The sequence below is a fragment of the Mammaliicoccus sp. G-M28 genome, from assembly GCF_022386595.1.
GTDB classification, from domain to species: Bacteria; Bacillota; Bacilli; order Staphylococcales; family Staphylococcaceae; genus Mammaliicoccus; species Mammaliicoccus fleurettii.
Genome location: NZ_JAJNIF010000005.1, coordinates 90,487 through 115,434, shown reverse-complemented (window position 1 = coordinate 115,434; position 24,948 = coordinate 90,487). Strand labels below are relative to the sequence as shown.

The 24,948-nt window shown below is 33.2% G+C and carries 25 protein-coding genes and 1 pseudogene; 7 read left to right on the top strand and 19 right to left on the bottom strand.

What is annotated here, in order from left to right; all coding sequences use genetic code 11:
* Nucleotides 1-81: 81 nt before the first annotated feature.
* From fba to LQ609_RS06905, 9 genes are read right to left on the bottom strand one after another with little or no spacing between them, the layout of a single operon-like run.
* Entirely contained in the window at nucleotides 82-921 is an 840-nt protein-coding gene (gene fba / locus LQ609_RS06945; protein WP_239734500.1) for a class II fructose-1,6-bisphosphate aldolase, read from the bottom strand.
* A 26-nt stretch (nucleotides 922-947) separates the two neighbouring features.
* Complete coding sequence (iolG, locus tag LQ609_RS06940) at nucleotides 948-1,967, bottom strand: inositol 2-dehydrogenase (protein ID WP_078357952.1); 1,020 nt, start codon at nucleotides 1,965-1,967, stop codon at nucleotides 948-950.
* 12 nt (nucleotides 1,968-1,979) lie between these two features.
* Nucleotides 1,980-3,569, bottom strand: a complete 1,590-nt coding sequence (locus tag LQ609_RS06935) for a solute:sodium symporter family transporter (RefSeq protein ID WP_239734499.1) — start codon at nucleotides 3,567-3,569, stop codon at nucleotides 1,980-1,982.
* 52 nt (nucleotides 3,570-3,621) lie between these two features.
* Entirely contained in the window at nucleotides 3,622-4,506 is an 885-nt protein-coding gene (iolE, locus tag LQ609_RS06930; protein WP_078357950.1) for a myo-inosose-2 dehydratase, read from the bottom strand.
* Between the two features lie 10 nt (nucleotides 4,507-4,516).
* Nucleotides 4,517-5,536, bottom strand: a complete 1,020-nt coding sequence (locus LQ609_RS06925; protein WP_078357949.1) for a Gfo/Idh/MocA family oxidoreductase — start codon at nucleotides 5,534-5,536, stop codon at nucleotides 4,517-4,519.
* Between the two features lie 16 nt (nucleotides 5,537-5,552).
* Nucleotides 5,553-7,466 (bottom strand): 3D-(3,5/4)-trihydroxycyclohexane-1,2-dione acylhydrolase (decyclizing), encoded by a 1,914-nt coding sequence (gene iolD / locus LQ609_RS06920; protein ID WP_078357948.1) that lies wholly within the window; start codon nucleotides 7,464-7,466, stop codon nucleotides 5,553-5,555.
* Nucleotides 7,467-7,479: 13 nt separating this feature from the next.
* The gene (iolC, locus tag LQ609_RS06915) at nucleotides 7,480-8,439 is read right to left on the bottom strand and encodes a 5-dehydro-2-deoxygluconokinase (protein ID WP_239734498.1); all 960 of its coding nucleotides are present in this window, start codon (nucleotides 8,437-8,439) and stop codon (nucleotides 7,480-7,482) included.
* 13 nt (nucleotides 8,440-8,452) lie between these two features.
* Nucleotides 8,453-9,271, bottom strand: a complete 819-nt coding sequence (iolB, locus tag LQ609_RS06910) for a 5-deoxy-glucuronate isomerase (protein WP_239701178.1) — start codon at nucleotides 9,269-9,271, stop codon at nucleotides 8,453-8,455.
* Between the two features lie 15 nt (nucleotides 9,272-9,286).
* Complete coding sequence (locus LQ609_RS06905; protein WP_239734497.1) at nucleotides 9,287-10,741, bottom strand: CoA-acylating methylmalonate-semialdehyde dehydrogenase; 1,455 nt, start codon at nucleotides 10,739-10,741, stop codon at nucleotides 9,287-9,289.
* A gap of 207 nt (nucleotides 10,742-10,948) precedes the next feature.
* On the opposite strand from LQ609_RS06905, the gene LQ609_RS06900 reads away from it, so the two are divergent.
* On the top strand, nucleotides 10,949-11,704 hold the full coding sequence (locus LQ609_RS06900; protein WP_158079036.1) for a DeoR/GlpR family DNA-binding transcription regulator: 756 nt from the start codon (nucleotides 10,949-10,951) through the stop codon (nucleotides 11,702-11,704).
* A gap of 286 nt (nucleotides 11,705-11,990) precedes the next feature.
* On the opposite strand, the gene panC is transcribed toward LQ609_RS06900, so the two are convergent.
* Complete coding sequence (gene panC / locus LQ609_RS06895) at nucleotides 11,991-12,833, bottom strand: pantoate--beta-alanine ligase (protein WP_078357943.1); 843 nt, start codon at nucleotides 12,831-12,833, stop codon at nucleotides 11,991-11,993.
* Nucleotides 12,830-13,639 carry a 3-methyl-2-oxobutanoate hydroxymethyltransferase gene (gene panB, locus LQ609_RS06890; RefSeq protein WP_078357942.1) on the bottom strand — a complete coding sequence of 270 codons (810 nt, stop codon included), beginning with the start codon at nucleotides 13,637-13,639 and terminating at the stop codon, nucleotides 12,830-12,832. The genes panC and panB overlap by 4 nt, the downstream gene beginning before the upstream one ends.
* A gap of 61 nt (nucleotides 13,640-13,700) precedes the next feature.
* Between panB and LQ609_RS06885 the strand changes: the two genes are divergently transcribed.
* Both LQ609_RS06885 and LQ609_RS06880 read left to right on the top strand, forming a co-directional pair.
* The gene (locus LQ609_RS06885) at nucleotides 13,701-14,552 is read left to right on the top strand and encodes an oxidoreductase (RefSeq protein WP_203154023.1); all 852 of its coding nucleotides are present in this window, start codon (nucleotides 13,701-13,703) and stop codon (nucleotides 14,550-14,552) included.
* A gap of 81 nt (nucleotides 14,553-14,633) precedes the next feature.
* Nucleotides 14,634-15,125 (top strand): annotated as a pseudogene (locus tag LQ609_RS06880) (SDR family NAD(P)-dependent oxidoreductase); the annotation flags it as partial.
* 554 nt (nucleotides 15,126-15,679) lie between these two features.
* On the opposite strand, the gene LQ609_RS06875 reads toward LQ609_RS06880, so the two are convergent.
* Nucleotides 15,680-16,234, bottom strand: coding sequence for a GNAT family N-acetyltransferase (locus LQ609_RS06875; RefSeq protein ID WP_078357939.1), 555 nt, complete (start codon nucleotides 16,232-16,234; stop codon nucleotides 15,680-15,682).
* Nucleotides 16,235-16,434: 200 nt separating this feature from the next.
* Here LQ609_RS06875 and LQ609_RS06870 point away from each other — a divergent pair, with 200 nt between their 5' ends.
* The 3 genes from LQ609_RS06870 (at nucleotide 16,435) to LQ609_RS06860 (ending at nucleotide 18,080) form a co-directional block, all read left to right on the top strand.
* Nucleotides 16,435-16,833, top strand: coding sequence for an aggregation-promoting factor C-terminal-like domain-containing protein (locus LQ609_RS06870; protein WP_078357938.1), 399 nt, complete (start codon nucleotides 16,435-16,437; stop codon nucleotides 16,831-16,833).
* 139 nt (nucleotides 16,834-16,972) lie between these two features.
* Nucleotides 16,973-17,602, top strand: coding sequence for an NAD(P)-dependent oxidoreductase (locus tag LQ609_RS06865; RefSeq protein ID WP_239734496.1), 630 nt, complete (start codon nucleotides 16,973-16,975; stop codon nucleotides 17,600-17,602).
* Between the two features lie 70 nt (nucleotides 17,603-17,672).
* On the top strand, nucleotides 17,673-18,080 hold the full coding sequence (locus LQ609_RS06860; protein WP_107509216.1) for an Rrf2 family transcriptional regulator: 408 nt from the start codon (nucleotides 17,673-17,675) through the stop codon (nucleotides 18,078-18,080).
* Between the two features lie 325 nt (nucleotides 18,081-18,405).
* On the opposite strand, the gene LQ609_RS06855 is transcribed toward LQ609_RS06860, so the two are convergent.
* The 6 genes from LQ609_RS06855 to rpiA form a co-directional block, all read right to left on the bottom strand.
* Entirely contained in the window at nucleotides 18,406-19,059 is a 654-nt protein-coding gene (locus LQ609_RS06855) for a CPBP family intramembrane glutamic endopeptidase (protein ID WP_078357935.1), read from the bottom strand.
* Between the two features lie 38 nt (nucleotides 19,060-19,097).
* On the bottom strand, nucleotides 19,098-20,141 hold the full coding sequence (locus LQ609_RS06850; protein ID WP_078357934.1) for a HAMP domain-containing sensor histidine kinase: 1,044 nt from the start codon (nucleotides 20,139-20,141) through the stop codon (nucleotides 19,098-19,100).
* On the bottom strand, nucleotides 20,142-20,822 hold the full coding sequence (locus LQ609_RS06845; RefSeq protein ID WP_078357933.1) for a response regulator transcription factor: 681 nt from the start codon (nucleotides 20,820-20,822) through the stop codon (nucleotides 20,142-20,144).
* A gap of 5 nt (nucleotides 20,823-20,827) precedes the next feature.
* Complete coding sequence (locus LQ609_RS06840; RefSeq protein WP_078357932.1) at nucleotides 20,828-21,265, bottom strand: DoxX family protein; 438 nt, start codon at nucleotides 21,263-21,265, stop codon at nucleotides 20,828-20,830.
* A gap of 71 nt (nucleotides 21,266-21,336) precedes the next feature.
* Nucleotides 21,337-21,789, bottom strand: coding sequence for a DM13 domain-containing protein (locus LQ609_RS06835; protein ID WP_078357931.1), 453 nt, complete (start codon nucleotides 21,787-21,789; stop codon nucleotides 21,337-21,339).
* Nucleotides 21,790-21,881: 92 nt separating this feature from the next.
* Entirely contained in the window at nucleotides 21,882-22,562 is a 681-nt protein-coding gene (rpiA, locus tag LQ609_RS06830) for a ribose-5-phosphate isomerase RpiA (protein ID WP_078357930.1), read from the bottom strand.
* A gap of 340 nt (nucleotides 22,563-22,902) precedes the next feature.
* On the opposite strand from rpiA, the gene isaB reads away from it, so the two are divergent.
* Nucleotides 22,903-23,484 carry an immunodominant staphylococcal antigen IsaB family protein gene (gene isaB, locus LQ609_RS06825; RefSeq protein ID WP_107509210.1) on the top strand — a complete coding sequence of 194 codons (582 nt, stop codon included), beginning with the start codon at nucleotides 22,903-22,905 and terminating at the stop codon, nucleotides 23,482-23,484.
* 65 nt (nucleotides 23,485-23,549) lie between these two features.
* On the opposite strand, the gene LQ609_RS06820 is transcribed toward isaB, so the two are convergent.
* Entirely contained in the window at nucleotides 23,550-24,692 is a 1,143-nt protein-coding gene (locus tag LQ609_RS06820; RefSeq protein ID WP_239734495.1) for an NADH-dependent flavin oxidoreductase, read from the bottom strand.
* Between the last annotated feature and the right edge of the window lie 256 nt (nucleotides 24,693-24,948).

The following is a 24,948-nucleotide window of genomic DNA, read 5'->3' as shown; positions in this document are numbered from 1 at the left end:
TACGATGTAGTCTTTTCTAACGTTGTCAGTTGGTTATTCTGACGTTCGTGTTTTTATATAGGGTATGTGTTAATTGTATTTCTATGCTCTATTGTTAGACAAACATTTATGAATGATTGATTCTACAGTGTCTTGCATAACTTTTTTACTTGGACTCAAAATTTGTTGGGGGTTAAAAATATTTTGATCTTCTGTTAGTGTTTGTCTAAGTTGATTACTCCATGCGATATTGATTTCGGTATTAAAGTTTATTTTTGCGTGTCCTAATTTAATTGCTTTTACTAGGTCTTCGTCTGATATTCCTGATGCGCCATGTAATACTAAAGGGATATCGATGGCTTCTTGTATTTCTTCCATTTCTTTAAATCCTAAGTTTGGTTCGCCTTGGTATTTACCATGTACGGATCCTAATGCCGGTGCAAGTGTGTCTAGATTGGCTTCTTTCGCAAGTCTTATACAGTCTTCTAATCGTGCATATTGAACATTACCGATTACGCCATCTTCATTACCTCCGATTGCTCCGACTTCGCCTTCAACTATGACGTTATGTTTATGCGCATAGTCTACTATTTCTTTAGTCTTTGCTATATTTTCTTCGATTGGTAATTTAGAACCGTCAAACATAACCGAGTCGTAACCAGCATCTACTGCTTGTTTACAACCTTCTATACTCAATCCATGATCAAGATGTATAATAACCGGTACTGTTATATCCATTGACTCTATTTTGTGGTTAATTGTCTTACATATAAAATCATATCCACCAAGAAACTCAATAACTTTATCTGTCGTTCCTAAAATAATTGGGGAACGTGTTTTCTCTGCAGCTTTTAAAATACATTCTATCCACATTAACCCATTAACATTAATTTGAGGAATGGCATAATGTGATTCTTTAGCTTTTCGTATAAATGTATTCATTATTTAACGTTCCACCTTCCTTATGGTTATAATGTTTTTGATTGACCGGTTAATAATGATTGAGGTGCATTTGCTAATAATGATTCTTTACATTTCATTGCGATTTCTTGTGCTTTATAACCATCTTCTATTGAACATAATACATCTGTATCATTTAAGATAGCTTCTATAAATCCATCGATTTCTATTTTGTAAGCTTCACTATATCTTTCTAAGAAGAAGTACGGTGGATTATTTTTAGATATACCATCTGCACGGTGATAATTTAAAGTTGTAGTTTGCTCATTACCTATATCTATTGCACCGTTATCACCTAATACTTCTACACGTTGATCGTATCCATATATACTTCTTCTACAGTTTTCAATTACAGCCATTGAACCATTTTCAAATTTAAGTGTAACGAGCGCTGTATCGATATCGTCATATTTAGCTATTTCCGGATTGACGAGTGCTCCACCTGTCGCATAAACTTCAGTTATTTCAGACTGCATTAAATATCTCGCCATATCAAAGTCATGAATCATCATATCCATAAATAATCCGCCAGAACGTTTAATATATTCTATCGGTGGTGGCTCAGGGTCTCTCGAAGTAATACGTAACGTTTGGATATTTCCAAGCTCACCTTTATTTAAAATTGTTTGAAGTTCTTTGAAGTTTTTATCAAACCTTCTATTGAAACCCATTTGTAATTTAACATTAGATTGTTGAACCGCTTCTAGTGCTTCTTTAGCTTCATCTATAGATAAACTAATTGGTTTCTCACAGAATATGTGTTTACCTTTAGCACATGCTGCTTTAATGATATCTACATGTGTATCTGTTGGAGAACATATGACAATAACATCTACTTCTGGATCATTAATAATATCCATATGGTTTTTCGTTTTATTTTCTATACCTGCTTTTTTAATCCAATCCACCATTTTGTCGCAATATATATCTGAAATCCATTTAATTCTAACGTCTTTATGCGTTCTTAAATAATTGATATGTAATTGGCCAATACGTCCTGCACCAATTACGCCAAATGTAAGTGTCATAAACTTTTCCTCCTATGCTAATCCAAGTGGTGAGAATAAAATGTAAGTGCCTATCACTACAAATATGATAATACCGCCTACTAGATATCTATGTTTCCAAGGCGTTATATCTACTTTTGCGTAATTAACACTGAAATCAAACTCATCAGATGGTTTCCATTTATTGAATAACATGACTACTAGTAAATCGATGAAGAATAATACACTTAATACATATAAATAATGAATTTCTGTTAACACTACTTTTGAAAGCGCATACAATACAATGTGTAAAATAAACATCACTTTACCACCAAGTTGTGATGTACGTTTAACAAAGAATCCAACAAGTACGAGTACTAAAAGTGGCATATTATACACACCATTAAACTCTTGTACCACTGCGTATAAACCTTGTGGGAACAATGAAATCATTGGTGCAATGATAACTACAATCACACCGACAACTACTGTTACTATTCTCCCAACTCTAGAAACTTGTTTGTTGCTTGCTTCTTTGTTCATAATTGATTTGTAAAAGTCTAACGAGAACAATGTTGCTGTACTATTTAACGATCCAACAAATGAACTTAGTATGGCACCAAATATAACAGCACCGAATAATCCATAAGCCCATCCAGGTAAGACTTCATTAACTAACATTGGATATGCATTATCAGGATTCGAAACTTTGTCACCTAACATATTAAATGCTAGAACACCTGGGAACACTAAGAATAATGCACCAAATATTTTAAATACACCGACAAACATTGCACCTTTTTGAGCTTCTTTTAAATTCTTACCAGCTAGCGCTTTTTGTACAATCATCTGGTTTGTACACCAGAAGAATAAGTTGTTAAAGAACATACCGAAGAATAATGTTGGCCAAGGTACGATATCAGAATCAATTGCACCTATTGAGTTTAATTTCTCTGGTGTATTCTGTATAACTTTGTCGAAACCTTTTAAGAAACTTCCATCACCAAACATGATTAAACCAAGAATTGGGATGGCAAGACCTCCAATAATCAAACCAATTCCATATATAGAATCACTGTGTGCACTTAATGATAATCCACCAATAAACAAGTAAATAATACCCACTATACCTATCACTGTTGATATAAGAATCACAGCTGTCATATCACTAATTTCTAACATATCACTTATATTGAAAATTTTATTAAATACGAGTGCACCTGAATAAAGTACAACTGGCAAGAAAGACACAACATATGTAAATATGAAAAGTAATGATACGAGTCGTTTCGTAAATGTATCAAATCTCATTTCAATGAAATCAGATATCGTATCTACACCATATCTAAAGTATCTAGGCAAGAATACGAGTGCCAATATGACAATTGCAATAGCAGCAGTTACTTCCCACGCCATTACTTCCATTCCAGCCATGAAACTTTGACCATTTTGACCTACTATTTGTTCTGTAGAAAGGTTTGTCATAATGATGGTTGAAGCGATAGTAAATCCAGTTAAACTTCTACCACCCATGAAATAACCTTCAGAATTTTGAGTGTCTATTTTTCTACTTCTTAAAAATGCATATACCCCTACTGCAAATACGACTAATACAAATGAAAATGCTGCAAATAAACTCATGATAACCCTCTCCCCTTAGGTGTTTAAATCACTCTCAATTTCATGATTATTTTTATTGATATTGTTCAATATATTCTTTTGCTTTTTTAGCATAAATAAACGGGTTGGCAACTGCTGGATCTTGTTCAGCTTCTACTACAATCCATCCTTTATAATCTGATTGATAAATTAAATCTAATATCGGTTTGAAGTCTATTACGCCATCACCTGGCACTGTAAACATGCCATCTTTCACACCATCTAAGAAGCATTTACAGTCTTTATCTACAACTTCTTTAACCTTTTGTCTAACATCTTTAAAATGTATATGCTTTATTCTATCTTTATGCCTATTGAATATATCTATTGGATCTTCTCCAGATAGTACAAGATGTCCTGTATCATATAAGAGAGAAACGTTATCTTTACTTGTTTTTTTCATTAATTCATCTATTTCATGAGTTGTTTGTACACCTGTACCCATATGATGATGGTATACAATTTCCATATCTTTCTCGTGAGCTAACTTTCCTAATTTCTCTAATCCATCCACTAATAATTGCCATTCTTTTTCAGTGAATACAGGTTTTTCTTTAAATAGTGCTTTCGTTAAATCTCCTTGAATGCTGTTACCTTGTTCAGAAACAACGATTACTTTAGCACCTAAAGCACTCAAGAAATCTCTATGTTTAATAAATGCAGCTTCAGTTACTTCAAAAGGCTCTGACGTTAAATATAAACTGAGCCAAGCACTTGCTACTGATAATCCTCTAGGTTCTAAAAAAGATTTTAATACTTCTGGATCTTTCGGATATTTATTACCAATTTCAGTTCCTTCATATCCTGAAAGTGCCATTTCACTAATGCATTGTTCAAAAGAATTCTCATAACCTAATTCGGGCATGTCATCATTTGTCCATGCAATCGGTGCACATGCAAAACGTATATCTTTAGTCATTTAACTCACCTCATAAAGTAATGATATTCTTGTTTTCGAAAGATTCTTGCATTGCTATTGCTACTTCAGTACTTTTCAAACCATCTGTTCCAGTAATTGAAGAAGGTTCTTTCTTTTTAATAGATTCTACAAAAGCATTTAATTCGTTAATAAATGCGAATTTAAAGCGTTCTGGAAAATGACCTGAAGTTGGCCTTACGACACCGTTCTTGTCATATACAGTGACTAAGTTCTTCTCTGGTGCATTACCAATTCTGATCATACCTTCAGTACCAATGATTTCTGTTTCAACATGATAACCATGTTGTGCGTTTCTTCCTGCTAATAAATAAGCAATTGTACCGTCTTCTAACTCCGCTAAACATGCACCGGTTTCAAGTTCTTCACATTCTGAAAGTTCAGGTGCTGCTATATTATTTCCTAGGGAATATACCGTCTTAAATTCTGAACCTGTAAACCAGCGAACGAGATCAATATCATGAATCGACATATCTAAAAATATTCCGCCACTTGCACTGTTCTTAGCGAATTGGATAAAACTATCCAACCCAGCACTTGGGTCAATTCCGTAGCAACGCATAGCTGTAATTTTTCCTAAATCACCATTATCGACTGCATCTTTCGCAAATTGATATGAATCATCAAATCTACGCATAAATCCTAATTGGAATACTTTATCTTTATTGTTATCTATTTTTTCAACAACTTGTTTAATGTTTTCTAGTTCAAGTCCAATTGGTTTTTCAGAGAACACATGCAAACCTTTATCTAAAGCTTGTGTGATTTGAACAGCATGAAATCCACTAGGTGAAACGATAACAACTGCATCCAACGCGTCATTTTCAATCATTTCTGTATAAGATGTGTAACAATTTTCTACGCCTAATGTATCTCTTGCATATGCTAACTCTTGTTCAACAACACTTGCTACAGCGTATAACTCTGCATCTTTAACGTGATTCACAATATTCTCAGCATGCACTTGACCAAGTCTTCCTAATCCAACTTGACCGATTTTTATTTTTGTCATCGTTCTTTCCTCCAATTTAGTAATGTTTTGCAGTCTTCATTGATAATGTCTTTTCTTTAAATGCTTCTTGAATAGATGGCTTATCACTATGTTCTGATACGCCTACATTCCAAAATGATTCGTATCCATCTGTCATTGTTTTAGGTAATGTTTTAATTTCTATTAATGTAGATTTAGTTTCTTGTTTAGCTTGTCTAATCGCTGCTTCAAGTGATTCAAGATTGTTTACACTATATGAAACAGCTCCATAACCTTCAGCTATTTTCTTATAATCAATATTCATCACATTACCGTTATAATCATTAAACTCTGTACAGAAACTAGCGCTTCCATTACCCATCTGTAAATTATTAATACAACCAAAACCACTATTATCAAAAAGAACGATGTTAATTTTGTAGTTATATTGCAATGCCGTTACTAATTCAGTGTGTAACATTAGGAAACTACCATCTCCAACTAATGCATAGACTTCTCGATCAGGATTGGCAATTTTAGCGCCAACAGCTGCTCCGATTTCGTATCCCATTGTTGAATAACCATATTCCATGTTGTAAGTATTGAATACATCCGTATCCCATAATCGTTCTAAATCTCCTGGCAATGAACCAGCAGCTGCAACAATTATTGCATCTTTATCTATTGTTTCATTCACTTTGATTAAAGCGTTCGTTTGAGGTAATTCTGTATTAAGTGAAGTTGTATACTGATTCAATTTTTTTGGATCAAAATGACCTGCAATTTCTGCTTCAAAGTTATCTTTATGAATATCAATTTGAGATAATCTTGTTCTTTCTTCGTCCCATTGCTGTTTTACACGTTTAACAACTTCAAGCGTATTAAATTGATGACCTTCTAGATTATCTGCTATTTGTTTAACGGATACTTTAGCATCGCCGACAACTTGCACAGCATCTAATTTATATGCATCTACTCTGTTAACATTAATATTGATAACTTTAGCTTTATCAAAATTGATGACTGTCTTAGAACTCGTTGTAAAGTCTGAGTATCTTGTACCAATACCTATGATCACATCTGCATCTTTTGCATAAACGTTAGCTGCTAAATTTCCTGTTACGCCTAATCCGCCAAGATTTAATGGATGAGATGCTTCAATTGTTGATTTACCAGCTTGCGTTTCCGCCATAGGGATATTTGTTTCGTCCATTAGCTTTTTAATGATTTCTTGAGCTTCAGAATATTTAGCGCCTCCTCCAACAATTAACAGAGGTTGCTTAGCTTGTTTCAATGTTTCAATAGCAGCTTTAATTGCACGTTCTGAAGGCTCTAATCTATCAACGTAATGTACTCGCTTTTCAAAGAACGATTCAGGAAAATCAAATGCTTCTCCTTGAACATCTTGACTTAACGCTATCGTTACAGGTCCAGCAGTTTGTGGATTTGTCATCACTTCAAATGCACGTATAAGCGCCGACATTATTTGCTCAGGTCTCGTAATTCGATCAAAATATCTAGATACTGGTTTTAATGCATCATTAGTCGTGATGCCAATGCTTTGTGGATTCTCGATTTGTTGTAATACTGGGTCCGGTTGACGTGTTGCAAATGTATCACCCGGTAAAAATAATACTGGTATATGGTTTGCAGCAGCAGTTCCAGCAGCTGTTACTAAGTTTGCTGAACCGGGTCCTACTGAAGTAGTTACTGCGAATATTTTCTTTCTTAAACTTTGCTTACTAAAACCAATTGCAGTGTGTGCCATACCTTGTTCATTTTTTCCTTGAATAATTTTCAAGTCATCTTGATAATTTGATAAGCCTTCACCAATACCAAGTACGTTTCCATGGCCGAAAATGTTCATAACACCTTCAACAAACTTAGTTTCTTCGCCATCAATGGAAATATATTGCTTAGTTAAAAATTTAACGATTGCTTCTCCAGTTGTTAATTTCACTGTATTGACCATGTTTAATACCACCTTAAGAATGTTCTTTAATTAAGTTTTCTATCTTTTCTACAGTAGGCATTGCTTCTGATGAACTATGACTACTAACAACTATGGCAGCTGATGCCGCACCATATTTCAATGCTTCTTCAACCGATTTACCTTGTACAAGTGCATAAATAAAGGCAGCTGCGTACGAATCACCTGCTCCAAAAGTCTTCACAACATTTGCTTTAAATGCTTTACCCTCATATGTGTTTCCATCTTTATCAAAGGCATTTGAACCTTGCACGCCATGTTTAATGACAACTAAATTCGGTGTAGCTTCAAATAGTAATTCGCTTATCTCTTTATCAGTTAACGGTTTGTAACGTTCTACCATGTCAAACTCATCTCTCGTACCTATTACTACATCAGCTTGTTTTGCTACTAATTCACTATAAATAGAAGTTTCTTCTTCACTAGCCCAACTATATGGTCGATAATCTAGTTCAAAAATCACTTTTACATTATGCTTTTTTGCTAATTGTAGTGCTTTTAATACCGCTTCTCTTGAAGGAGATTTAGCTAACGCTGTGCCCGAAATAAGTAAATATTCTGAATTTTTGATATATGATTCATCTACATGTTCAGGCGCTAGATATAAATCTGCTACTTCTTCTCTATACATTAAAATGCTTGATTCTTTAGGACTTTTAATTTCTGTAAAAGTAAGACCTATTTTATGACCATTTTCATCTACATGAATTTGTGATGTATCTACGCCTACTTTTTCAAAATAATTCGTAATAAATCTGCCATGTTGATCATCTGAAACGTTAGCAATCATGCCAACGTCCAATCCCAATTTAGCAGTACCAATCATTATATTTGCTGGTGAACCACCTACATATTTAGTAAAAGTAGATGTCTCTTCCATAGGTCTATTAATTTCATTAGCATTTAAATCGATAGCAGCACGACCAATTGCTATTATTTGTTTTTTCTTTGTCATTTTTGTGCACTCCTTATTCTCTATCAATAATCCATTCGTGATCTGGTTGATTATAGAATTTCCAAACTTTCTTTGGCCCTGCCATAACATTTAAATAATATCCATTATAACCATCTGGAACGGCTACTGGATGATAGCCTTCAGGTACAACTACAACATCTCCATGCTCTACTGTCATCGTTTCATCTAATGAAAGATCATCTGTGAATACACGTTGAAAGACAAATCCTTTATTAGGATTCATTTCATGATAGTAAGTCTCTTCAAGCAAAGATTCATTCGGTAAATTGTCTACATCATGTTTATGAGGTGGATAACTAGACCAATTACCTTGATCTGTATAGACTTCTACGACTAGCAACTTTTCACTAGCAGTATGTGTATCAGGCAGTATATTGTGTACATGTCTTTTGTTTGAATACTTACCTCTATCTTCTACTGAATTTTCTGATGCTGGAACAAGTTGTGTTGCTCTTTCTTCATCTGCTGGTGAATAACAAAATACAACTCTAGAATCTTTATTAGCCTTTATTTTTACATTATGATTTTTAGAAATATAAATGCTATCAGTCGGGATTTTTTCAAATACAGAATCTCTTGTTCCTAAATCTGAATAAGTGTCATCTCCATCTGAGACATCAATATTTCCTGTTAAAGCTACAATACAAAGTTCAAAATCACCTGTAGATTCCTCATAAAGTCCTTGTGATTTAATGTCTAGAACTTTAAATCCTATATAATCTAAATGAATGTCATTTGGTTGTAAATCATGTATCACTTGTACATCATCACTTAATGGATGATGTACAGGTTTATTTAATAATCGAGCCATCTCTATATTCACTCCTTAAAATTGTGGATTACCATGACGAGCAGTTACGACTTTACGGTGTGTATAGAATTCAATGCTATCTTTACCGTTAGCGTGTAATGAACCATAGAATGAAGATTTCCAACCTGAGAATGGGAAAATCGCCATTGGTGCTGGTACACCTAAGTTAATACCTAACATACCTGCATCGATATTTTCTCTGAAGTATCTAATTGATGATGCACTATCTGTAAATAAACACGCACCATTTGCAAATTCTGATTGATTCGCTAATTTAATTCCTTCTTTTAAATCTTTAACTTTTACAATAGATAAAACTGGTGCAAATATTTCATCTTGCCACAATTTCATATCAGTTGTAACATCTTCAAAAATTGTCGGTTTAACAAAGTAACCCTCTTTGTTATTATCTTCTCTACCATCTAGTACAAGTTTTGCACCTTCAGCTACACCTTGATCTACATAATTTAATGTACGCTCTACATTCTCTTCTCTAATAACTGGCCCTAAAAATACGTTATCTTCTAAACCGTTACCGATTACGATATCTTTAGATGCTTGTACAAGCTTTTCTTTAAATTCATCATAAACGCCTTCTTGTACAGCTATGACTGCTGCTGCCATACAACGTTCACCTGCAGAACCAAATGCTGCACCGATTACATCTTTAACAGCTCCATCAATGTTTGCATCATTTAAAATGATCGTATGGTTTTTAGCACCTGTTAAACATTGTGCACGTTTTAAGTTTTCAGTAGCTTTTTTGTAAACATATTCGCCGACTGGTTTAGAACCTACAAATGAAACAGCTTTAATATGTTCATTTTCACAAATTCCATTTACTACATCGTGTGCTCCGTGTACAACATTGAATACACCTTTAGGGAAACCTGCTTCTTCAACTAACTCTGCAAGTTTATTTACTAATAATGGTGTCTTTTCAGATGGTTTAATGATAAAAGTATTACCTACTGAAATAGCCATTGGGAACATCCAACATGGCACCATCATTGGGAAGTTAAATGGTGTGATACCACCTACAACACCTACTGGATATTTATAACTTGTACCTTCTATATTTGTTGCAATACTTGATAATGAATCACCCATCATCAACGAAGGCGTACCTGAAGCGAATTCAACATTTTCAATTCCTCTTTGTACTTCGCCTAACGCTTCATTCGTATTCTTACCATTTTCTTTCGTAATAATTTCAGCTAATTCATCTTTATTGTCTAATAATAATTGTTGAAGTTTAAATAATAATCTCGCACGTTTAGGTACAGCTACTTCTTTCCATTCTTGAAAAGCTTCTTGTGCAAGTTGAGCTGCTTCATCTAATTCTTCTCTAGTTGAAACCGGAACTTTAGCAATAATTTCTTTTGTAGCTGGATTTATAACATCTATTGTTTCCTTACTTTTTGACGCTTTCCATTCACCATTAATATAATTCTTTAAGATTTCTGCCATTTTAAAATCCTCCAGTTATTATTTTTAAAGTAACCGCTTACATCAACATTTAAAAAATTTGAGCATATATTGATTAACTATTGGTTACTTGTTGAGACAATATTATAATATACTGAATAATATGTCAACTTTTGAGTAACTTATAATTTTTTATAGTTGTTAAATCTATAATTTTTGGGTATATTGTAAGAAATGGGGGAATCACTAATGAAATCTAAACGCATTTATGAAATCGAATCTTTCATAAAAAAGAACAAAACAGCTTCAATAGATGAATTGAAGGAAATTTTCAATGTGTCTGTAAACACAATAAGGCGAGATGTAAATCTATTAGCAGAGATGAATATCGTAAAAAAGGTTTATGGTGGCATTGAAGTCATTGAAGACCAATATAAAGCAGTCGACTACCAAGAAAGAAACGTCGAAAATTATCAAGCTAAAAAATATATTGGAAAAATAGCCGCACAACAAATTGAAGCGAACGATATCATCTATATAGATACCGGTACGACAACAATCCATATATTAGAATACGTCGATAAAAATCTATCATTCACAATTATTACAAATAGCTTGGACATTATGAATAAAGCCTCTCAATTTAAGAATGTCACTCTATTTATAATAGGAGAAAAGTACAAACCACGTACAAGATCTTTTATAGGAATTGACTCTAATTTATTGTTAACAAAGTTCAATATAACAAAATGCTTTATGGCAGCTACAGGCGTCAACATACAGAACGGACTGTCCAATTCTGAAATGGAAGAAAATCTAATCAAACAACATATTACAAAAAAAGCTAGAGAAACATATGTACTAGCAGATTATAGTAAAATGGGCCAATCAACTTTATTAACATATAGTAACTTGGTAGATATAGACAAAATCATCACAGACAAAAACCCTCCTCAAGAAATACAACAATTTTGTAGCGAAAATGAGATAGAAATTGTATATTAGAATTGAAATAAAGAGCCCTCTTAAAATATGACATTCATTTTAAGAGGGTATTTTAATTCGGGAATATAAAATTGGATGTTGTCTTAGATTAATGATGGAGTTAATCTATGTCTTGATGGAACTCTTCGATTAACTGCCGAATTAATCTACAACTTAACTCATTTTTTCAAAAATTGAGGTAACCTCAACAGAATATATCTCATTTCTTAATCTACCCTACATATAAAAACTCCCCGAACGTTGGATTATATATATCCGACGTTCGGGGAGTGCTATTCTCTACAACTTAAATAATAATGTTATCGATAAGTCTTGCTTGGCTAAATTTAACGGCTAGTGATATAAATATTTGTCCTTTTATTGTGTGTTGTTCTTCTAATTCTGGATAACTATATATCGCTACTTCTACGATTTCACCGCTTACGTTTTTCTCTAGGTATTGTGTAATTTCTTCTATTAAGATATTACTTTTTCTTTCACCTTGGTCATATAATTGTTTTGCTAATTGTAAGCTTTTAGACAGGTGTACCGCTTCTCTTCTTTCTGCTTCTGTTAAATAAATATTTCTAGAGCTTTTGGCTAATCCGTCTTCTTCTCTAACGATTTCTATTGGCACGATATTAACTGTATGATTAAAGTCTTCTACCATTTTCTCAATTATTGCTAATTGCTGAGCATCTTTTTTTCCAAAATATGCATTGGTTGGTTGTATCATATTGAACAGTTTATTAACGACTGTTACAACACCATCGAAGTGTCCTGGTCGTTTTTTGCCTTCTAATACTTGTGCTAAGTGACCTACTGTTATCGTCATACTTAATTCACCAGGATACATTTCTTCTACTGTAGGATGAAATACATAGTCTACACCGATTTTTTTTAACTTTTCTAAATCTGATTCAAAAGGTCTTGGATAGTCATCAAAATCTTCGTTAGGACCAAATTGTAATGGATTCACAAAAATACTTACTACTGTTACATCGTTTTCTTCTATTGATTGTTTCATCATTTTTAAATGTCCATCATGTAACGCACCCATTGTTGGAACTAATCCAATTGTTTTACCTTGTGTTATATATTTTGATGTAATACCTACCATGTCTTTAATTAACGTTACTTCTTGTGTCACTTACCTGTCTCTCCCATCACTTTCTTCTTATATGTGTGCGCTTCTGAAGGGAATGCGCCACTTTTCACTTCTTGATTGTATAATTTTAATGCTTCTACACCATTTGAAAAGTCACCATATTGTTTAACAAATTTCGCGATATGTTCTGAGCCATAATTCAATAAATCATGATATACCAATACTTGTCCGTCTGTTCCTTTACCTGCACCGATACCGATTACTGGAATTGTTAATTGTTCACTAATGACTTCTGCTAAATCGCTAGGAATAGCTTCTAAAACGAGCATCACCGCACCAGCTTGTTCTACAGCTTTCGCATCTGCTATCAATTGTTCTGCTTCTGCTCTTGAACCAGCCTGTAATTTATATCCCATAATACCTACACTTTGAGGCGTTAATCCTAAGTGTGAAACGACTGGTACACCGATTTGAGTACATCCTTCAATTAATGTCACATGTGGTCCTTCAATTTTGACTGCATTTGCTTTCGTATCTTTATATAATCGTACGGCATTTTTCATATCAGTTGAATGATCAATACCCACTGCACCAAATGGCACATCAACAATGATATAAGTTTCTGGTGCACCTCTTCTAACTGCTTTAGTATGATGAATCATATCTTCCATCGTTACTTCTACTGTACTATCATATCCTAAAACAACCATTCCCAATGAGTCGCCTACAAGTATTGTGTCTATTTCAGCTTGTTCTGCCTGTTTAGCACTTGGATAATCATACGCTGTAATCATGGATATTTTTTCTTTTTGTTCCTTCATGGCCAACAATTGATTAATTGTTTTCATCCCGTACCACCTTCTCATTTTTGTTATTATGTATATATTAACATTGAAAGGAAAATAATAAATGAAAAAGTTTGGAATAATCGGTCCAGGTGCAGTTGGTACTGCTATCGCATACGCATTAAATCAATCTGGTCATATAGTTTCACTGTTTGGGAGGTCTCATTCAACCGTCCAATTTCAAGAATACAACCAAAATGAGCAACATGAGCTAACGGTTCATTCGTTACAAGAAGCAAATGAAACAGTAGATGTCTTATTTATTGCTGTCAAGACGACCCAACTTGATTCAATCATCCCTTACCTTAACAATGTCATACATTCAAATAGCGTTATTATTTTAACTCAAAATGGTTATGGACAGCTAGAAAAAATTGATCATCCTAATAAGTATCAAGCAGTTGTTTATATAAGTGGTCAAAAAGATGGTCATCACGTTACACATTTTAGAGATTGGACTTTAAAACTTCCTATTAATGATTACACGCTTGATTTACAACAATCTACTCAACAAAGTTTACTTAATATTGAGTGTCTTGAAGACTATGCCGAACAGGTTTGGTACAAATTGATCGTTAATTTAGGTATTAATACAGTAACGGCATTAACGAGACAACCAGCAAAAGTATTGAATGCTATTGAAGTCAAAACTCTGTGTTACAACTTGTTAGTAGAAGGCAAACGTGTTGCTGAAGCTGAAGGTGTATATTTTAATGATGATTTAGAAAATAGCATTATGAAGATATATGATGGTTATCCAGATGACATGGGAACAAGCATGTATTATGACATGATAAATAACCGACCTTTAGAGACTCAATATATTCAAGGTTATATTTATCAACTTAGTCAAAAGCATCAATTATCTACGCCACATATCGATAGTACTTATGCAATTTTAAGCACATTTCAATAATTTTTACGCAGTGTAATTTGTTTCAATTTCCTTTATTTGGGTATTTATTAATATGATTTCAAATGAAGGAGCGTAACTTTTATGAAGGACAAATTCGACAAAAAGCATGAAGAAATACAAGGTTATACCCAAGACATACAGCCTGGTATAGAACATGAAATGGAGCCAAAGCCTATTATTGAAGATGAAGATTATAAGGCTGCTGGTAAATTAAAAGGCAAAGTCGCACTTATTACAGGTGGAGATTCTGGAATTGGTGAAGCAACTGCAATTCTGTTTGCTAAAGAAGGTGCAAATGTTGCAATTGCTTATTATGACGAAGATAAAGATGCCAAATATGCTTTAGCAAGACTTGAAGAAATCGGAGTTAAAGCAAAAGCATATAAACACGATTTAAAAAAAGACAAACATGCCAATGAACTTGTTGACCAAGTTATTGAAGATTTCGGTCAACTGAATATATTAGTTAATAATGGTGGTATTCAATATCCACAAGATCATTTTGAAGATATTACGAAAGATCAATTACAAGAAACGTTTGAAACGAACTTTTTCGGAATGTTCTATTTATCATGTTGGACCCGTCTTGATAAATTCACGGGCTCTATTTATCATGTTGGGCCTGTCTTGATAAATTCACGGGCTCTATTTATCATGTTGGGCCTGTCTTGATAAGTTCGGGCGTTCTATTTATCATGTTGGACCCGTCTTGATAAATTCACGGGCTCTATTTATCATGTTGGGCCTGTCTTGCAATATTCAGACGTTCTATGTTGCTAGTCGACCCTGTCTTGCAATATTCAGACGTTCTATGTTGCTAGTCTGCCCTGTCTTGCAATATTCACCCGCTCTATGTTGCTTGTCGACCCTGTCTTGCAATTTTCAGCCGCTATATGTTGCTAGTCGGACCTGTCTTGCAATATTCAGTCGCTCTATGTTGCTAGTCGACCCTGTCTTGCAATATTCAGTCGCTCTATGTCGCTAGTCGACCCTGTCTTGCAATATTCAACCGCTCTATTTATCATGTTGGACTCGTCTTGATAAATTCAACCGCTCTATTTATCATGTCGGACTCGTCTTGATAAATTCACGGACACACCCTCACCCTCATCCTCATTACTTCTCTTCTATATATCTAGCTTCCTATCTAATACTTCTTCCATCATCATCCAGCCTTTTTGATCTTGTCCGTCTGTATCATATGGTTCGAATCCGTAATTTAAATACATATTTATAGCTGGATAACTTGTCGTTTGTGTTGTTAAATATACTTGCTCATGGCCAAGTTCAATCATTTTATTCAATGCTGTGCTTAATAACGGCTTCGATAGTTTCTTTCCTTGATATTCTGGTTTAATTGCTACAAAGTGTATTCTTCCTAAATTTTCTCCTATGCCTTCTAAATGACCAAACCATGCTGTTGTTGTACCTATTACTTCTCCACTTTTATTCTCTATAAAAAGACATCTATATTTCATTTCTTCTATATTAGACCCGAATTCTTTATTGAATCTTTTTAGTGCTTCATCAGTATCTTTAAATTCTCCAGCTGCAGTTTCAACTTTAGCCCAATTGTGTTCGTCGCCTTGTCTAAACATTCTTATCGTATATCCTTCTGGTAATTCGAATTGAGGGAAATTTTCTAAGTTATTTCTGAACATTTTTAGTTTAATTCTTTCCATAAGTCATACCTCTTTTTCTATTTTTTGAAAAATTACAGACTGTCATAAATCCATAATTCTTTTAATATTCCTGTCATAAAAGACATTTCTTTTTTATTCTACTGTAACCTATGATATCAAAATTGATGTTAAAGTGTATAAAGTAATCAAGAGACAAAATATATAAATTTAATTTATTGCTTATGGAGGAAAATTTTATTATGAAAAAATTATTATTTGCAACAACAGCTGCAGCAGGAATTATTGCTTCTGGTTTTGGAGCACAAGCAGATGCAAGTGAAAATACAAACTACTCAACTCAAAATACTAACTATACAACTACACAAGTAGCCGATACATCTAATACAAACGAAGTATACAAAGAATTTATTGCTGCTGGTGGTACAAAAGCATTATGGGATAATATTGTAATGCCTGAATCAAGTGGTAACCCTAACGCTGTTAATGAACTAGGATATAGAGGTCTTGGTCAAACTAAAGAAGCATGGGGTACTGGTAGTGTTACTGAACAAACTAAAGGCATGATTAACTATGCTAAAGAACGTTATGGTTCAGTAGAAGCTGCAATTGCATTCCGTCAAGCTAACAATTGGTGGTAAGATTTAATATCATATCAAAGACTGCTATGTGGATATCCGCATAGCAGTCTTTTTTTATGAATCACGCTTTTTGACAAACACAATGAGACATATTATACTTAACTTGTATCCAAATTAAATACAAGCGAGGTTTTTTAAAATGAAAATTGGCGTAATCGCAGCAAATGGTAAATCAGGTAAACTGATAACAGAAGAAGCAGTGAATAGAAATTTAGATGTTACTGCAATCGTACGTAACGAAAATAAAACTATTGCTAAACAATCTATTATTAAAGATATTTTTGAATTAACAACTGAAGATTTAACACAATTTGACGTTGTAATCGATGCTTTTGGTGAATTTAGAGAAGATAAACTTCATTTACACCAAGACACTATCCAACATTTAAGTGATATTTTATCAAATACAAATACAAGAATAATCGTTGTTGGAGGCGCTGGTAGTTTATATGTTGATGAGCAATTAGAGACGCAACTATATAACACTCCTGACTTTCCAGATGCTTATAAACCACTTTCAACAGCTCAAGGAAAAGCACTAGACGATCTTCGTAAAAGAGATGATGTACGTTGGACGTTTGTAAGTCCAGCAGCAGAATTTATAGCTGACGGAAAAAGATCAGGAGACTATATACTTGCTGGAGAAAAATTAACATTAAACAGCAAAGGTGAAAGTAAAATAAGTTATGCAGACTTTGCTATTGCATTAATAGACGAAGCAACTGAAGGCAACCATGTACAAGAAAGAATTTCTGTAGTTTCAAAATAATTTCCAATTCTTATCGCTTTTATCATCTTTGAAAGTTATAATAAATAATGAATCTAAGAGGTGATAAAGCGTGAATACACAAATATCGGTCGCAATCCATATACTATCTTTGCTATCAATAAATGACGAACCAATCTCAAGTAAATATATAGCAAGTAGCATTAACAGTAACCCTACACTCGTAAGAAAAATATGTAAATTTTTAAAGAACGGTAATTTAATAGATAGTCAACAAGGTAAATCAGGTTACAAACTATCTAAATCAGCCGATCAAATAGCATTAGGCGACGTATACCATCTCATACAAGAAGAAGAACATTTCGCTAAAATACACCAAGACACAAACCCAGACTGCTTAATAGGTAAAAATATACAAACAGCATTAGATGAAATTTATACAGAAGTAGATTTAAAAATTATCGAAGAACTCAATAAAACAACAATAAAAGACTTAGCCACAAAAATGACTACTAAGTAACAAAAGGTCTAACCAATCTGAACATCCCCTTTCAAGTAGACACTAAATAGTGCCAAACTTTGAGAAGATCCGTTCATTATATTGGTTAGACCTTTTTTAGTGTGGTTCTGAGGTTGCGCTTAGTGGGGGTGCGGTTGGTGGGGTTGCGCTTACTGGCAGAATTCTGAATTGTGCTCCTTAACAGCACCTCTTACGGACATTTCTCGGAATTATGTCTCTAACGACACCTCTTACGGACATTTCTCAGAATTTTGTCCCTAACACACACTCTTACGGACATTTCTTAGAATTTTGTCCCTTACAAACACTACTGCCCGCTTATCTATTATTTATACACAAACAAAAATATCAATATATGTACTAGGTTGTTTAATCCGTGACAAATTATGGCGATTTCGATTCGATTGGTGATTAAATATAATGCGCCAAAGATGAGTCCGAGTGCAAAGTATATTATAAATTCTCCTATACTTGTTGGTCCGTGAATGAGTCCGAATAGGATACTTGATACGATAAACCCTGCCAGCAAATGTCCTTTGAACATACCTTTTAAAATAAATCCTCTAAATATTAGTTCTTCAAATATTGGTCCTAAAATTACAAATATGATAATTGATATAAAAATCGGCATTGTGTTTAAATCTTTATACACATCCACTTGGTTACTTGGTTGCCCTATTATAGCTGAAATGGTCCAATATATTGCAAGAGATAGTATTGTAGCTATTAATCCATATAATAGGTGCTTTTTCTCAAGTGGTTTAAACTGTATCAATTTAAACTGAAATTTTGATATTAAATATATGAGCATTATAAATAATATGAGTCCTATAGCGAGCATAACTAAATTACTTGCTAACCCTATAGTTGTATATGTTCCCATACATATAATTGAAAGTAGTATAGACTCCCACAGGACATACTTATATTTATTATGTGCGATTGGCTCATTGTCTTCAAAAATTTTTTTAATGCTCATATAGTCCTAACTCCTTCTTCTTAACTGAAGATTCCTTATTATTTCATCGGCACTTTTAAATAGAATGTTGTACCTACATCTACTTTGCTTTCTACTTCAAGATGTCCGTCCATTTGTTGTGCGAGATTTTTAGCGATATAGAGTCCTAAACCAGAACCACCTGTATCTTTATTTCTTGATTCTTCAACTCGATATGTTCGATCAAAGATGCGATTTAAATGTTGTTCGGCTATACCTGGACCATCATCTGAAACAGCGATACATATTGAATGATCCGCTTCTTTTGATACTTTTATTTCTATTCTCGAGCCTGCTTGTGTAAACTTAAATGCGTTATCAATTATATTAATTAAAATTCTCTCTAGAGGAATTCTATATTGTTTAATCGACGTTATTTCTTCACACAGCTGTATATCTATTGTTCGATTTTTAGTTGATAATTGTCGTTCGTAAGATTGTAAAATTGTTACAAAAAGTTTATCTATATAAATCGTTTCAAGTTTGTATGTTTCTGCGTTGTTTAAATTGAGTTCCATTACACTTGTTAACTCATCAAACATATATGATATTCTTTGTGCTTGTTTTATTAATACATCATAGGCTTTTTGTTGCTCACTTGAGCCAGTAATCACGCCTTCTTTCAACCCTTCAGCATATGAAGCTATACTAGCTAACGGGGTCTTTAAATCATGCGTTAAATTTTGTACCATTTCACTCTTTTCTTGTTGCTCATGTTTCACTTGTTCAATTTTAGCCTCTATATTGTGAGCCATCATATTAAATGAGTCGCTCAATTCTTTCATTTCTTTCGGGCTATCAATTTTTAATTTTGTTTCATTATAATTTCCATTAGCAATTAATTTAGTTTGTTTATTCATCAATCTGATACGTTTAACTAATGGATTGATAAACAAAATACATATAAATGTAGTAAGACAGCTTGAAATAATGGCACTTATGGTAAGTAACAATGTTGTGTTCGCATCAAACCACATCCATTTATATGCTACTGCTAAAATAAGCGTCGTTAATACGATACTACTTATAAATGCGGTGATGATTTGTGTTCTAATAGTTAGCATTTATTTCGCCCTTTCAAATTTATACCCTAAACCCCAGACAGTTTTAATAACAAATTCATTGTAATTTTGTTGTTCTAACTTTTCTCTAATACGACGAATATGTACGTTTACTGTATTGGCATCTTCATAATAATCATATCCCCATACTTTTTCTAACAGTTCCGATTTAGATATGACCATTTTTTCATGTTCAGCGAGATACCATAGTAGATCAAATTCTTTCACTCTTAATGCAATTTCTTCGTGATTAACTTTTATAATTTTTTCTTGTTTACATAATTGTAGTGATCCAAAAGTTAAATACGCTTGTTGATTATATTTTTGAGTACGATTTAATAAGTTATGTGCTCTTAATACGAGTTCACGTGGGCTAAATGGTTTCTTAATGTAATCATCAGCACCTAATGTTAATGCATATATCGTATCGTGTTCTTGTGTTTTAGCAGTTAAATAAATAAAAGGAATATCTAACTGTCTAATTTTCATTTCTTTTACAACATCATAGCCATTCTTTTCAGGCATCATAATATCTAAAATAATTAAATCGATATCATCGTTCATTAAATCTATAGCTTGTTGTCCATTAGATGCTGTAACGACATGATGACCTTCATATTCAAAATAAGTCTTACAAATATCTAAAATATCTTGTTCATCATCTACTATTAAAATATTTGCCATATTATCTATCCTGCTTCCTTTTTCATAAACATATTATAAATAGCATATGCTGATAGATTATGTAATTTATCCATATTTAATACAATCATAATAAAACCTAATAACTGAATTGGATACGTAAAAATCATATCTGCTAATATGTAATTTATCATTATAAATATACCAAAAAGTGCTGCATATTTCTGTAAGAAACCAATAACTAGTGCAATACCAATCATCATTTCTCCAAGTGGAATAACCCACTCCCACAAAGTAGTATATGGTTCAATCATATACTCAAACATCAACTTATACCACATCGGGGAATCTTCGTTTTGAGCAATAACGTGTGTTAGTCCAGTTAAACTAAATCCTCCAGTGAATTTTTCATAACCTTGTATAAAAATCATCAATCCGCTCATTAAGCGAACGATTAAACATAAAAATTGAAATACTTTTTTCATGACATGCTCCTTTTAATAAAGTATTGGGGAAACTCAGTTGTCCTGAATTCCCCCTAGAATTTGAAGTTATTTTACTTTAATTTTGCACTTCCGAATACGACATGTGCTTTTTTACAATAAATTGTAACTTCATTATATTTAGATGTGTCCATATCTTTTAAATCAAAAGTTTGTTCCATCTTGTTATAATCTACTTTATCAATTTCCATGCCCTTATCAACATTTCCATCTTTCGTTAAATACACGTGTAAATCTGGTGCTTTAGAAGATTTGAAATCTGTAAGCATTAATTTGTTATCTTTAATCGTTGCTTTACCTTCCACCATTTCATCATTCATAGATTTGAACATGCCAGACATCATCATATCTTTATCTTTCATGTTGTCTTTTGACATATCTTTATCTTTCATTTCGCTTTTAGTATCCATATTCTCATCTTTTTTCATGTCATCATTGCCACATGCACCTAATAATAATGTTGTTGTTAATGCAAACGCACCTATAGTTGTCTTTGTTAAATTCATTTAACACATCTCCTCTTTAGTTGATATGTTAAGTGTATGCGCTATATAAGCATTAAACCATTAACTGTTTATTAACTACTATGAACTTATTATTAATTATTCATTTCTATAACTTTTCCAGAATTCGAATAACTGATTAGGACTTTTCGAGCCATATTGATGAATAAACCAGTCTCAACTACTCCAACAATAGAAATTAAGTCTTGGTTTAACTTTTCCGGATTGTTAATCACTTTAAAATCACAATCTAAAATATAATGATCATTGTCAGTTAAAAATATACCGTTATTGTCCATTCTTAAAGTAGCGTTACAACCTAGAACTTCAATTTCACGAGCAGTCACTTCCCAACCAAAAGGTACTACTTCAACAGGTAATTTAAACTTACCTAAAGTCTGAACATATTTAGATTCATCAATAATCACAATAAATTGATCCGTAGCATTTGCGACAATTTTCTCACGTAAAAGTGCACCACCCCCACCTTTAATCAGTTGGAAGTTCTCATCAACCTCGTCCGCCCCATCAATCACTAAATCTAAATGATTCACTTCAGAAAAATCAGTAAGCGGAATATTATTAGAACGCGCCCATTCAGCAGTCTTTTCAGAAGTAGGAATACCTTTAATATTTAACCCTTCTTTAATACGTTCACCTAAACTCTGAATAGCATAATACATAGTCGACCCCGTACCTAGACCAACCACCATACCATCTTTAATATAATTAATCGCTTCATATGCAACACGTTTTTTAAGATCATCTTGATTCACACCGAACACCTCATTTTAATAAAATGCTATATGAAATTTAGTTTAACATATCGCTAATCTATGTCTTGGTGGAACACTTCGATTAACGGCTGAGTTAATCTACAACTTACAAACCAACTTTTCCATCCACCAGATATATTTACATTTATGACTGTTTGTTGTATCATCGAGGTGTATTATTACACCTAGTCATAGCGTTTGACACATTTTTAGGAGTGATAATCACAAACATTTGTGGAAGGATGTCCTAGTTTAATAACTTGTCCAAAGATTTATGTATTTGAACATTGATTAAGCAGTTATAGCTGAGAGATACTCAAAAGTTAAGGAGTGATTTATTATGCGTAAAGCAGGAAAATTACTTGCATCAACTGTCATTGTATCAACACTTGTCGTAGGTTCTTCAGCAGCATATATGACAACGAGTAATTCAGAAGCTCAAGCAGCAGAACAAGTTCAAAAATGGGGTCAAGGTGTAGGTGGATCTAGTGGTACAAATACACAAAGTACTTCAGAAACAAACGCACAAATTCCTTGGTATAAATACGAAGGTTATACAACATACGATCCTTACTTTACACTAGATTATAATTTCGTACGTGCATCTAAATATGACAATGTTACCATCGATGGTTATAAAGTAGATCCAAAAGCTTATAAAGATTATGCCTATTCTAAAAAAGTTTATGATACGACTGTAGATTTTAATGATAAAAACGAAGTCATTCAAATAAGTTTTAAAACTAAACCAAATACAGTAACAAAAGAAGCTTTCAAAAAAGCTCATGCCTCTAACGATATGGGAGAAGAAGGTCCAGATAGTGGCAATGGCACAATGATTCCTTATAATACAAACGATGCTTCATATAAAGCGTTCTTTGATGAAAATGGTTATTTGACTAAAATTATATATGGTCAATAACTTGATAATAAAATAGTAACAAAAAAGGACTGAGACAAATGATTTGTCTCAGTCCTTTTTCATTTTTATTTAGTATTTGAAGCTTTTTCATCTGTTCTAGGTAATGGATAAAATCCAGCGTTAAACTGTTTCCATAATGGTTCTGGCAATTCATGTTTGTCAGTTCTTTCTGGATCAAATACTGAAACGATTTCATCTTCTTTACCTTGTTCTATTTTTGAAACGAATTGATGATCAAGTAATAATTCTCTACCTATTGCGATTAAAGGCGACCCTGTTTCATAAGCTGCTAATGCATCATCTGCAGTAAAGATTGATCCTATACCAATTAATGGAACACGACCATTGATCCAATCTAATAATAATTTCACACGTTGTTCACCTTTGTACTGTCCTTCTCTTGTTGTAGAATGGATATCCATTAATGAAACATGTAAATAATCAATAGGTTGTTCTGAAAGTGTCTTAACTAGCTCTTCAGTTAACTCCATAGAAATTCCTGGAGATTCAACTTCTTCAGGAGAGAAACGATATCCTACAATAAAGTCTGGTGTTGCATGTTCACGCACTACTTTAGTAACCGCTTCAACGATAGCTAAAGGATATTTTAAATGGTCTCCCCACTCATCTTCTCTACGGTTGTAATAAGGTGAGAAGAATTGGTGAATTAAGTAATGATTAGCACCATGAATTTCAACACCATCAAAGCCTGCATCAATTGCAATTTTAGTTGCATTAGCAAATGATTCAATAGAATGTTCTATTTCTTCAACAGTTAATTCACGAGCTGTATGTTTTTCTTTTTGTCCAAAGCCTTGTACTGCAACTTCACTTGGAGCAGCCGCTTCACCAGTTGGCGTTAAACCAGGTAGAGACATTGCACCACCATGATGAATTTGAATTAAAGCTTTCGCACCATTTTTCTTCATCACTTCAGCTTGCTTAGTTAATCCTGGAAGATCTTCCTCTTTAGAAACTGAAGGTTGTCCAGGAAAAGCTTGTCCCAAAGGCTCAACATAACTAGCAGCAGTAAGAGAAATCCCTACATCTTTAGAACGTTTTTCTATATATGGAATTTCAATATCTGAGATAGTACCATCTTCATTTGAAGAAACATGAGTTAAAGGTGCTAAGACAAATCTATTTTTAACTTCTACACCATTAGGTAATTTTAAAGACTTAAATAAAGGTTCATATTTTTCATTCATTTTAGTAAATCCTCCTTATGAAATAACACTATACCACCATAAGAAATCAACACGCTACTTTAATGCTTATAAAAATAGTAAGAAATATATCGAAGACAGATTAGTTAAGTATTGATCGGGATTAATTAGGGAGATATCTTCGATTATCGACTGAGTTAATCTACAACTTAACCAATCTCTTCGATTAACTGCCAAATTAATCTACGTCTCATGCTCATCTTTATTAATTTCTAATATTTGGTTTTTTAACGAAAGC